Here is an 11520-nt window from a genome sequence, read left to right as displayed (position 1 = left end):
GGGCGGGGACGCTTGGTGCGCGGGCTCAGGCGTCGCGGCGTTTGAGGAGGTAGGCGGCGATCACGAGGAGGGCGAACGTCCACAGGGCGAACACGCCGTAGCCCTCCCAGGGCGACAGCAGGTCGTCCTCGCCCTGCCGCGCCGAGGTGATCATGTAACCCGCCTCGGACGGCATGTAGCCGTAGACGTAGTCGCCGATCTTGCCGGGCAGCAGCTGGGCCAGCGGCCCCACCACCAGCACCAGCGCGATCACGCCGGTGATGGCGCCGGCGGTGTGCCGCACGATCGCGCCGATGGCGAGGGAGAACAGCCCGAGCATCGCCAGGTAGAGGCCGCCTCCGATGACCGAGCGCAGCACGCCCTCGTCGCCGAGCGACACCGGCACCTTGTCGCTGAGGATCGCCGAGCCGATGAGGTACGACACGAACGACACCGCGAGGCCGGCGACCAGGATGAGCACGGTGAACACCAGGGCCTTGGCCCACAGCACCGGCAGCCGCCGCGGCACCGCGAGCAGGGTGGCCCGGATCATGCCGGTGGAGTACTCGGCGGAGATCACCAGGACGCCGAGGACGCAGACGACCAGCTGGCCGAGGAACCCGGCGCCGAGGATGAAGTTGACCGGGTCGGCGCTGATCGCCGCGCGGTCACCGTCGGCGGTGTCGTCCCACGACGCGGCGATCAGGCTCACGAGCAGCGTGGTGAAGCCGAGGCTGAGCAGGACGTAGAGGATCAGCGACCACATGGTGGAGCGGACCGTGCGTATCTTCGTCCATTCGGCGAGCAGGAGCCGCGCGAATCCCGGCCGCCGGTGCGCGGTGGGGTCGCCGGCGGGCTGCGCGGCGTGCTCGTTGGCGGCGGTCATCGGGCCTCTCCCTTCTCGGCGGGCTGGGCGGCCGGCTCGGCGGCGGGCGGCGCGGCGGACTCGGCCGCCGCGTCGTACTCGACGCTGTCGCGGGTCAGCTCCATGAAGGCGGTCTCCAGTGAGCCGCGGATCGGGGTCAGCTCGTGCAGGACGAGCCCCTCGGCGGCCGCGAGCTCCCCGATGCGGGGCGCCTCCATGTCGATGACGGTGAACACGGCGTCGCCGTCGGGCCGGACCTTGGCGCCCTCGGCCGCGAGCACCTCTGAGAGCCGCACGGCGTCGGGGCTGCGGACGGTCACCGTCTTCTCGGTGCTGCGCTCGACGAACTCCTCGGTGGAGCAGTCGGCGATGAGCCTGCCGCGGCCGATGACGATGAGGTGCTCGGCGGTCACGGCCATCTCGTTCATGAGGTGGCTGGAGACGAACACCGTGCGCCCCTCCGCCGCGAGCCGCTGCATGAGGGTGCGGATCCAGACGATGCCCTCCGGGTCGAGGCCGTTGACGGGCTCGTCCAGGATCAGCACCTGCGGGTCGCCCAGCAGCGCGGCGGCGATGCCGAGCCGCTGCCCCATGCCGAGGGAGAAGCCGCCGGCGCGCTTGCGGGCGACGCCGGTCAGCCCGACGAGCTCGACGACCTCGTCGACGCGCTTCCGGTCGATGCCCTGCGTCTGGGCGAGCACCAGCAGGTGGTTGTAGGCGCTGCGGCCGGTGTGGACGGCCTTGGCCTCCAGCAGCGCCCCGACGGTGCGCAGCGGCGCGGGAAGGTCCTGGTAGTGGACGCCGTTGATCCGGGCGTCGCCGCGGCTCGGCCTGTCCAGGCCGAGCAGGAGCCGCATGGTGGTCGACTTCCCGGCGCCGTTGGGGCCGAGGAACCCGGTCACCCTCCCGGGGACGACGGTGAAGGAAAGGTCATCTACGGCCACTTTGTCGCCGTAGCGTTTGGTGAGGTTCTTCGCCTCGATCATGCACACACATCCTGGATGTATTGCTGGCGAACAGTGCGATCGGATCACCGTAGCGCCCACGGCCCGGGGGGCGGTTCCTCCTCAGGGTGGAGACCTGCCGCACGCGGGCGCGGGGAAGTGGCCCGCGGGGGACCACTTCCCGCCCGCGGGGCCGCAGAACCATTTCGCCCGCGGCCGGTGGGCAGGAACCGCTGCCGCCGCCCCCTGACCTCGGGCGCGCGGACCCCGCCCCTTATTGACCGCTTGCCAATAGCTGGGCGAGGATGACCGGACCCGCCCCCGACCCACGGGAGGTCCCGTGCCCGCCGCCCCGCAGATCCCCGCCCAGGAGCAGCTCGCCGAGCGGCTCGCCGACCGGGACGTGCTGCGCCGGGTCGCCGCCGAGCCGCTCATCGGCCTCGGCGCCGGCCGCGCCCTGCTGATGCAGCTGGCCCATCCGCGGGTGGCGCTGGGCGTCGCCGAGCACAGCGACTTCGCCGACCGGCCCCTCGCCCGCCTGTTCGGCACCCTGGACTTCCTGCTGATCGTGACGTTCGGGACACCGGACGAGGTCGCGCGGATCGCCGCGAAGGTCCGCGGCATCCACACCACCGTCCGCGGCGACGGCTACACCGGCAACGACCCCGACCTGCAGCTGTGGGTGAACGCGACCCTCATCGACTCGGCGCTGCACATCTACGAGCACGTCATCCGCCCCCGCGGCGGCGAACCCGACCTGGCGGCGGAGTACTACCGCCAGTCCCGCGTCGTCGCCGAGGTCCTCGGCTGCCCCCTGGACGCCCAGCCCCCGGACCTCGCCGCGTTCCGCGCCTACATGGCCGCGACGCTCGCGGAACTGGAGGTCACCGACACCGCCCGGGAGGTCGCCGGCGCCGTGCTGTGGCCCCGCAAGCTGCGCGTCCTGACCCCCGGCCTGGCGGTGTTCCGGCTGCTCACGGCGGCGCTGCTGCCCGAGGAGCTGCGCGAGCGGTACGGGCTGCCGTGGAACGACCGCCGCCGCCGCGCCGCCGGGATGATGCTGCGCACGGCCACCCGCGTGCACCACCTGACGCCCGGGGTGCTGCGCCGGCCGCCGCAGCCGCTGCTGGTGAAGCTGGCGAGCCACCGCGTGAACCGCACACTGTCGGCCCGCCGCGCCCGCCGCCGCGGCTGACCCGCGGAGCGGCGGGGCGGCGCGCCGCCGGTCAGGCGACCGAGGAGTACGCCACGACCCCGCGGCGCATGGCGTCCATGGCGCGGCGGGCGGTCTTGCGGATGTGGCTGTTGGGCGGGGCGGCGTCGGCGACCTGCCCGAGCAGGTCCAGGAGCTGCTTGACGGCGCGGACGAAGTCGCCCGCGGTCAGGTCGCTCTCCAGCAGGACCGCATCGAGGTCGTCGCCCTTCGCCCACCGGTACGCCGTCCACGCGAACCCGAGGTCGGGCTCGCGCAGGAACGACACCCGGTTGTCGCGTTCGACGGCGTCCAGCTCGCCCCACAGCCGCACCATCGCCGCCAGCGCGTCCTGCGCGGCGCCCCCGGGGGTGCGGGGCGGCGCGGCGTCGTCGGGCTGCCGCGACTCGTACACCAGCGCGGACACGCACGCGGCCAGCTCGGCGTGGCCCAGTTTCTCCCACAGGCCCTCGCGGAGGCTCTCGGCGGTGAGCAGGTCCAGCTCGTTGTAGATGCGGCCGAGGCGGCGCCCCTCCTCGGTGACCGAGTCGCCGTCCAGGTAGCCGAGCTGCTGCAGGACGGCGCACACGCGGTCGAACGTCCGCGCGATGACCTGGGAGCGGCCCTCGACGCGGCGCCGCAGCTGCTCGGTCTCGCGGTCCAGGCGGTGGTACCGCTCGGCCCACCGGGCGTGCTCCTCGCGCCGGTCGCAGCCGTGCACGGGATGGCGGCGCAGCCCGGCCCGCAGCCGGGCGATCTCCTCGTCCTCGGCCGCCGCGGAGTCGGCGCGGGCCCGCCTGCGGGCCCGCACGTCGTCGGGGACCTTGTTGCGCAGCGTGGCCGCGAGGTCGCGGCGGTCCTGCGGGTTGCGGGGGCTGAACGACTTGGGGATGCGCAGCCGCTCGACGGGCTCGACGGCGCGGGGGAAGTCCTGGATCGACAGCCGCTGCACCGACCGGTTCACCGTCAGCACCAGCGGCGCGGGCCCGTCGGAGCGGCGGCCCACCCCGGGGTCCAGGACGACGGCGAGGCCGGAGCGCCGCCCGGACGGCACGACGATGACGTCGCCGGGCCGCAGGTGCTCCAGCGACCGGGCGGCCTCGGCGCGGCGGGCACCGGCACGCTCCCGCGACAGCTCGGCCTCCCGGTCCGACAGGCGGCGCCGCATAGCCGCGTACTCCATGAAGTCGCCCAGGTGGCATTCGGCGGCCTCCGCGTACCCGGCGAGGGCCTCCTCGTTCTTGTGGACCTGCCGGGCCAGGCCGACGACGGCGCGGTCGGCCTGGAACTGCGCGAACGACTCCTCCAGCAGCGTGCGGGCCCGTTCGATGCCGACGGCGCCGACGAGGTTGACGGCCATGTTGTACGACGGCCGGAAGCTGGAGTTCAGCGGGTAGGTGCGGGTGCTCGCCAGGCCCGCGACCGACGCCGGCTCCACGTTCGGGCCCCACACCACGACGGCGTGGCCCTCCACGTCGATGCCGCGCCGCCCGGCGCGCCCCGTCAGCTGCGTGTACTCGCCGGGGGTGAGGTCGACGTGCGCCTCGCCGTTCCACTTGTCGAGCTTCTCGATCACCACGGTGCGGGCGGGCATGTTGATGCCGAGCGCGAGCGTCTCCGTCGCGAACACCGCCTTGATCATCCCGCGGGTGAACAGCTCCTCGACGATCTCCTTGAACGTCGGCAGCATCCCGGCGTGGTGGGCGGCGACGCCCCGCTCCAGGGCGGCGAGGAAGTCGCCGTACCCGAGGATCCGCAGGTCCTCGGCGGAGATGTCGGCGGTGCGCAGCTCGGCGTGCGCGCGGATCTCCTCGGCCTCCTCCTTGGAGGTGAGCCGGATCCCGGCGTGCAGGCACTGCAGGACGGCCGCGTCACAGCCGGCGCGGCTGAAGATGAACGTGATCGCCGGGAGCAGCCCGGCGCGGTCCAGCCGCTCGATCACGTCGGGCCGCGCCGGGGGCCGGAACCGCTGCGGGCGGGGCGCGCGGCGGCGGCCGGTGCGGCGGCCCTGGTTGACCTTGGCGCGGCGGACCTCCTCCACCGCCATCCGGGTCAGCTGCGGGTTGAGGCGCGCCTGCCGGTCCCCGCCCTTGCCGGTGTCGACGAACAGGTCGTACAGGCGGGTGCCGACGAGCATGTGCTGGAACAGCGGGACGGGGCGGTGCTCGTCCACGATGACGGCCGTGTCGCCGCGGACTTCCTGCAGCCATTCGCCGAACTCCTCGGCGTTGCTGACGGTCGCCGACAGCGCCGCGATCCGCACCGACTCCGGGACGTGGATGATCACCTCTTCCCACACGGCGCCGCGGAACCGGTCGGCGAGGTAATGCACCTCGTCCATCACCACGAACGCCAGCCCGCCGAGGGTGTGCGACCCCGCGTACAGCATGTTGCGCAGGACCTCGGTCGTCATCACCACGATCGGGGCCTCGCCGTTGACGCTGTTGTCGCCGGTGAGCAGCCCCACCTTCGCGGGCCCGTAGCGGCGGACGAGGTCGGCGTACTTCTGGTTCGACAGCGCCTTGATCGGCGTGGTGTAGAAGCACTTGGTGCCGCCGGTGAGGGCCAGGTGGACGGCGAACTCCCCCACCACCGTCTTGCCCGAGCCGGTGGGCGCGGCGACCAGCACGCCGCTGCCGCCCTCCAGCGCCTTGCACGCCTCGATCTGGAACGGGTCCAGGTCGAAGTCGTACAGGGTGCGGAAGTCCAGCAGGGCCTGGCCGCTGCCCGCGGTGCGCTCGCGGTAGGCGGCGTACCGCTCCGCCGGGGTCTGCCCGGCCGACGTCGTATCGGGGGAGGTCATACCTTCGAGCCTACGGTTTCGACAGGCCCGATTCCCAATCGAATGCGCGGCCGGCCGCCCCGGCGTGGCGCGTCAGCCGGCGCGGCCGCCCTTCTCCAGCTCGGCGTCGATCTCCTCCAGGTTGAGGGGGGACGCCTCGTCGTCGGACAGGCCGGCGTACTCGTCGCCTTGGCGGACCCTGCGGCGGTCGTGCAGGTACGCGAACAGCTCGGCGAACTCGAACAGCACGATCGTCGGCAGCGCCAGCGCCAGCATGGTGACCGGGTCCTGGCTGGGGGTGGCGACCGCGGCGAACACGAACACCCCGAACACCAGCAGCCGCCGCGACTTGCGGAGCCGCTCGTGGGACAGCACCCCGACGAGGTTGAGCATGACGACGAACAGCGGCAGCTCGAACGTCAGCCCGAAGATGAACAGCATCGCCTGGGCGTAGCCGAGATAGTCCTGGACGCCGACGAGCACCGTCGTGTCGCCCGGCGCGAGCCCGATGAAGATCTGCAGGCCCTTGTCCATCGTCACGTACGCCAGCGCGGCGCCGAGGAAGAACAGCGGCACCGCCGCCGTCAGGAACACGTAGGTGTAGCGCCGCTCCTTGTTGTACAGCCCCGGCGCGACGAACGCCCAGAGCTGGTACAGCCACACCGGCGACGACAGCACCGCGCCGATCATCAGCGAGACCTTCAGGCGGACGAAGAACCCGTCGAAGATCCCGTGCACGACCAGGTCGCACTTCCCTTCGAGGCAGTGCTCGGGCGGGATCTGCGTGTACGGCTGCTTCAGGAAGTCCCAGATCGGCTCGAACAGGATCCATCCGATGATCGCGCCGACCGCGAGGCCGAGGATCGCCTTGATCAGCCGGTTGCGCAGCTCACGGAGGTGTGCCATCAGGGGCATGCGGCCATCGGGGGCGGCGGCGTCGCGCCTGTTCAGCTTCATCGTCGCATTCAGGCTCGGGGGTCGGCGGTGGTCGTCGCGGGGCGGCGGTCAGCCGCCGTCGCGCACGCGGCCCGGGTCCGACACCGGCACGCCCTGGATCGGCTCACCGGAACCGAGCGCGCCACGCGCCTGCTGGGAGCCGTCACCGTGCTCCCGCGCCGGCGGGTCCTGCGCGGCCGGCGCGGCCTTGGCGGACCTTCTGCCCTCGTCTCCGTCATCGTCGTCGTGCAGGCCCTTCGTCTCGGCCTTCAGGATCCGCGCCGACTTACCGAGCGAACGCGCGAGCGTGGGGAGCTTCGCCGATCCGAACAGCAGCAAGACGACGGCCAGGATGATCAGAATCTCGGTCGTGCCAAGTCCAGCCATGACATTCCTTCTCAGCAGGGGTGCTCAGGTCGATCGTACGCCGTCCTCGGGCGGTTGTGGGGCCCGCGTCTTCTCCATCCGCGAGACTTCATCGCGCAGCGCCGAGTGTTCGCGCTCCAGCCGCCGCCTGGTCCGCTCCAGTTCACGGCCGAAGCGCCGCACGCCCAGCCACACCTTGAACGCGCACCAGGCGAGGACGGCCAGGCCGACGAAACCCAGCGACACCGACACCGCAACCCACGCCACCCGGCCACGGTAGCCGATCCGCTCACGCCATGCCGTAGCGGGCCAGGGCCCGCGCCGCGTCCGCGCGGATCCCCGCGGCCAGCGGCGCGGGCGCCACCACCCGCCCCTGGTCGCCGAGCCGCAGCGCCAGCCCCCGGATCCACCGGCTGTCGGGCGTGCGCAGCACCACCCGCTGCCGCCCCTCCCCCAGCTCCTCCACGCTCTCGCACGGGTAGTAGTCGGCGACCCACCTGCCCCGCGGCGTCAGCTCCAGCGTCACCGCCTCGTCCTGCGGCGACGGCCGGAACAGGCCCGCGTCGACGTCGATCGGCTCGGCGCCGTCCGGCACCAGCGCCGCCACGTCCAGCACCTCCAGGCCCGCGATCCGGTCCAGCTTGAACAGCCGCACCGCCTCCGCCCGGCGGCACCACCCCTCCAGGTAGGTGTTGCCCTCCACCACCAGCAGCCGCATCGGGTCGACGTCGCGCTCGGTGTTCTCGTCCCGCGCCGGGACGTAGTACGTCAGGTGCACGCGGCGGCCGCCGGCGATCGCGTCCCGCAGCCGCCCGAGGACCACGCCGCCGGGATCGGCCGAACCGCCGCGGGCGTCGACCTCCACCGCCACCTGCCCCGCGACCGACGCCGCCGCGCCCGCCGCGGTCTCCAGCTTGGCGATCAGCCGGCTGAGCGCGTCCCGGTCGTCCAGGCCCGGGATGCCCGCCAGCATCCGCAGCGCCACCAGCAGCGCCGCCGCCTCGTCCACCTTCAGCCGCAGCGGCCGCGCGATCGACTCGGCCTCCGCCACCGTGATCTCCCCGCCCTCGTAGGACAGGTCGATCGGGCAGTACGGGTCCGGGGCCCGCAGCTCCACGCACCACAGCAGGTTCAGGTCGTCGATCAGTTGCTTCTCGGTCACCCCGAACGCCGCGGCGGCCTCCCCGAGCGCCACCGAGTCGCGGTTCACCACGTACGGGACCAGCGCGAGCAGCCGCCCCAGCCGGTCCGTCGACGTCGTCGCCTGCCCCCGGGCGGGCGCCTTCGCGCCCCCGGGGGTCTTCGCGGGAGTCCTCGCCGTCATCGCCCCTGCACCGTCCCCTCCGGCTCCGCGGGGCCCGCCGGCTCCGCCGGGCCGTGCGCCCCGGCCAGCACCGACTTCAGGTGCTGGATCACCGCCTCCCGCAGGTCCGGAGGATCGACAACCACGACGTCGTCGGCGAACCGCGCCAGGTACGGCGCGAACCGGTCCGCGTCCCGGAACGTCAGCGTCGCCTCGTCCCACTCCCCGTCGGCGGGACCGTCCTGCGCGGGACGCACGTCCCTGGCCCACCGCCGCGGCCCCTGCGCCGCCCCGGCCCGCAGCAGCACCGTCGCCGGGCGCGGCTCGCTCACCGGGTCGCCCCAGTCGAACGCGATGCGCCGCACGTCCACCCCGTCGGGCACCGTCACCGACCCCGCCGGCCCGTCCGCCGCCACCTCCCCCGCGATACGGCTCAGCCGGAACACCCGCTGCTCGCCGCGGTCCCGGTCGAACCCCACCACGTACCAGCGGCCCCGGCGGCTCACCACGCCCCACGGCTCCAGATGCCGCCGCGCCACCGACGTCCGCCCGATCCCCCGGTAGTCGAACGCGACCGGCCGCCCGTCGCGCACCGCCTCCCACAGCGCCGGGAACGCCGGGTCCTGGGTGTTGACGCGCGGCTCGATGCCCACCGCCGACGGCGCGTCGGTCTCCACCCCCGCCGCCCGCAGCTTCAGCAGCGCCCCCGACGCCGCCTCCGCCATGCTGGCCCGCTGCCACACCCGCGCCGCCAGGCCCAGCACCGCCGCCTCGTCGGGCGTCAGATGGATGTCCGGCAGCTCGTAGTCCTGCGGCGGGATCCGGTACCCGATCTCCTCACCGCCGCCGCCCAGCTGGTCGCTGCCCACCTCCAGCGGCACGCCCAGCTCGCGCAGCTCCTCCTTGTCCCGCTCGAACATCCGCTTGAACGCCTCGTCGGACTCCGGATAGCCGGGCACCGCGCGGCGGATCTGCTCGGCCGTCAGATAGCGCCGGGTGGCGAGCAGGCAGACCACCAGATTGAGCAGGCGCTCGGTCTTGCGCCGCGACACTTCGCCACCACCCCTTCGCTCCACCGCCCCGAACACGCGTCCGCCGGGCCTCGCCGTCTCCGCACCGGACCTTCGCCGGTCAACGGCCGCGCCCCGCCGTTGAGGACGCTACCGTTTCCCGGTGTGATCCGATGGCGCAAAGGCACAGTCGAGGACATCCGCCGCGAATGGCCCGGGGCGGTCGAGCTGACCGTCTCGATCGGGGGCGACGGCACGCACCGCGCCCTGGCCTATCCCGCACTCGTGGGACGCCCCGAACCGGGCGATACCGTCCTGCTCAACACTACGGCCTTGGCGATGGGCCTGGGCACCGGCGGCTACGCCATGGTCGTCGCCGTCCCCGACCGGCTCCCGCCCGACCCCGGCGGCCCCGGCCACCTCGTCAAGGCCCGCTACACGCCCCTGCAGGCCACCGTCCTCGGCGCCGACGAGCAGGACTCCCCCCACCACGACGTCCTCCGCGACGCCGACTCCCTCGACGGCATGCCCGTCATCGTCGCCGACCTGCACTCCGCGCTCCCCCCGATCCTCGCCGCCCTCCGCGCCGAGCGGCCCGCCGCGCGGATCGTGTACGTCATGCCGGACGGCGGAGCGCTGCCGGCCTGGTTCTCCATGTCCATCGCCCGCCTCAAGGACGCCGGCGCCCTCGCCGCGACCGTCACCGCCGGGCAGGCGTTCGGCGGCGACCTCGAAGCCGTCACCGTCCACACCGGCCTCCTCGCCGCGCGGCTCATCCTGCGCGCCGACGCCGCCGTCCTCGCCCAGGGCCCCGGCAACCTCGGGACCGGCACCCGGTGGGGCTTCTCCGGCGTCGCGGCCGGCGAGGCCGTCAACGCCGCCGCCGTCCTCGGCGGCCGCCCCGTCGGATCACTGCGCGTCAGCGAGGGCGACCGGCGCGAACGCCACATCGGCGTCTCCCACCACTCCCTCACCGCCTACGGGCGCGTCGCCCTCGCCCCCGCCGACGTCCCCGTCCCCGAACTCGGCGGCCCCTTCGGCGCCCGCGTCGCCGCCGAGGCCGCCCCCCTCGGCGAGCGGCACCGCCTCGTCCCCGTCCCCGTCGACGGCCTCCACGAGACCCTCAGGGCCGCCGAGAAGGACTGGGGCGTCCGCCTGTCCACCATGGGCCGCCGCCTCGACGAGGACCTGCCCTACTTCCTCACCGCCGCCGCCGCGGGCCGGCACACCGCGGCACTCCTCGACTGACCCGCAGACCCGCCTGACCCTCAGACGGACGCGGGCTCGGCACCGGCGGCGCCCGCTCCGGGGGCTCCCGCCGCGGCGGCCTCCTCGGCGGTGTAGGACGAGGCGAACGTGAACGCCCGCGGCGAGGGGCCCCGGTCCCGCAGCAGGGCGAGGCGCTCCATGGCCTCCGCGACCGTCGGGGTCCGGCCCGCGGGCACCCACCACAGGACGAGATGCGCGTCCACGTGCCGCCCGAACCACTCCCGGCGGCGCCGCATCGTCTCCAGGTGCGCGCTGCGGTACACGAAGTCCCACAGCGCCTCGGCGGACTCCCACACCGAGTAGTTGATGATCACGTCGTCGCCGGCGGGGCGCATCCCGGTGGCGTCGGGCTCCCCCTCCTCCGTCAGCCGCCACACGAACCCCGGGGCGGCGTCGGCGAGCGCGTTGACCGGTTCCAGCAGCGCGACGAACTCCGCCATCCGCGGATCGTCCAGGGGGTAGCGGAGCGTGGCGACATTGAACTGGGCGATGTGGAAACGGGCGGGGTGGAAACGGGCGGGCTGCCGCGCGGAGGCGGGGGTGTGATCGCTCATGCGGCCCACTCCACCACAGCCGCGATTTCTATGTCAATGCCTGTTGTTTTTAGAAGGCCGGTCCGCGGCCGCCTCCGCCGCCACACAGCACCACCCCGGCCGCGGATCCATCCGCACCCTGACCCCGGAAGACCCCTCCACGAGCCCCTCCAGCAACGCCAGGTTCATCCCGCACACCAGCGGCGGGAACGCCTCGGCGACCGCACCGAACGGGCAGTTCCGCATCCGCAGCACCGCACCGCCCTCGTCCGGCACCGGCTCGTAACCGCGCGCCGACAGCACCTCCGCCAGCTCGTCCAGACCCCCGCACGGCCCGTCCC

11 protein-coding genes and 1 pseudogene are annotated in these 11520 nt (G+C 73.7%); 2 read left to right on the top strand and 10 right to left on the bottom strand.

The window, feature by feature from the left end:
• Nucleotides 1–25 precede the first annotated feature (25 nt).
• Nucleotides 26–865 (bottom strand): ABC transporter permease, encoded by an 840-nt coding sequence (locus E1289_RS32310; RefSeq protein WP_131987046.1) that lies wholly within the window; start codon nt 863–865, stop codon nt 26–28.
• The gene (locus E1289_RS32305) at nt 862–1830 is read right to left on the bottom strand and encodes an ATP-binding cassette domain-containing protein (protein ID WP_131987044.1); all 969 of its coding nucleotides are present in this window, start codon (nt 1828–1830) and stop codon (nt 862–864) included. Before E1289_RS32305 ends, E1289_RS32310 begins: the two co-directional genes overlap by 4 nt.
• 298 nt (nt 1831–2128) lie before the next feature.
• Between E1289_RS32305 and E1289_RS32300 the strand changes: the two genes are divergently transcribed.
• Nucleotides 2129–2983 carry an oxygenase MpaB family protein gene (locus E1289_RS32300; protein WP_243713289.1) on the top strand — a complete coding sequence of 285 codons (855 nt, stop codon included), beginning with the start codon at nt 2129–2131 and terminating at the stop codon, nt 2981–2983.
• 31 nt (nt 2984–3014) lie between these two features.
• Here E1289_RS32300 and E1289_RS32295 read toward each other — a convergent pair whose 3' ends face one another.
• From E1289_RS32295 to E1289_RS32270, 6 genes are all read right to left on the bottom strand, one after another.
• Nucleotides 3015–5783, bottom strand: a complete 2769-nt coding sequence (locus tag E1289_RS32295; RefSeq protein ID WP_131987042.1) for a DEAD/DEAH box helicase — start codon at nt 5781–5783, stop codon at nt 3015–3017.
• A 72-nt stretch (nt 5784–5855) separates the two neighbouring features.
• Nucleotides 5856–6719 carry a twin-arginine translocase subunit TatC gene (tatC, locus tag E1289_RS32290; protein WP_131987040.1) on the bottom strand — a complete coding sequence of 288 codons (864 nt, stop codon included), beginning with the start codon at nt 6717–6719 and terminating at the stop codon, nt 5856–5858.
• Between the two features lie 48 nt (nt 6720–6767).
• The gene (gene tatA, locus E1289_RS32285) at nt 6768–7085 is read right to left on the bottom strand and encodes a Sec-independent protein translocase subunit TatA (protein WP_131987030.1); all 318 of its coding nucleotides are present in this window, start codon (nt 7083–7085) and stop codon (nt 6768–6770) included.
• A gap of 24 nt (nt 7086–7109) precedes the next feature.
• Nucleotides 7110–7331, bottom strand: a complete 222-nt coding sequence (locus E1289_RS32280) for a hypothetical protein (RefSeq protein WP_131987028.1) — start codon at nt 7329–7331, stop codon at nt 7110–7112.
• A 22-nt stretch (nt 7332–7353) separates the two neighbouring features.
• On the bottom strand, nt 7354–8388 hold the full coding sequence (locus tag E1289_RS32275) for a WYL domain-containing protein (RefSeq protein ID WP_131987026.1): 1035 nt from the start codon (nt 8386–8388) through the stop codon (nt 7354–7356).
• Complete coding sequence (locus E1289_RS32270; RefSeq protein WP_131987024.1) at nt 8385–9419, bottom strand: WYL domain-containing protein; 1035 nt, start codon at nt 9417–9419, stop codon at nt 8385–8387. Before E1289_RS32270 ends, E1289_RS32275 begins: the two co-directional genes overlap by 4 nt.
• Before the next feature lie 123 nt (nt 9420–9542).
• On the opposite strand from E1289_RS32270, the gene E1289_RS32265 reads away from it, so the two are divergent.
• A complete protein-coding gene (locus E1289_RS32265) occupies nt 9543–10625 on the top strand; it encodes a DUF3866 family protein (protein ID WP_131987022.1) in 1083 nt (360 codons plus the stop codon).
• Between the two features lie 20 nt (nt 10626–10645).
• Here E1289_RS32265 and E1289_RS32260 read toward each other — a convergent pair whose 3' ends face one another.
• Together E1289_RS32260 and E1289_RS32255 are read right to left on the bottom strand one after the other, a co-directional pair.
• Nucleotides 10646–11200: a DUF3291 domain-containing protein gene (locus E1289_RS32260; RefSeq protein ID WP_131987020.1), complete on the bottom strand. Its 555-nt coding sequence runs from the start codon at nt 11198–11200 to the stop codon at nt 10646–10648.
• A gap of 33 nt (nt 11201–11233) precedes the next feature.
• Nucleotides 11234–11520 (bottom strand): annotated as a pseudogene (locus tag E1289_RS32255) (transcriptional regulator); the annotation flags it as partial.

Source organism: Actinomadura sp. 6K520, assembly GCF_004349245.1.
Taxonomy (GTDB): Bacteria; Actinomycetota; Actinomycetes; order Streptosporangiales; family Streptosporangiaceae; genus Spirillospora.
This window is presented reverse-complemented; position numbering and strand designations above follow the sequence as displayed.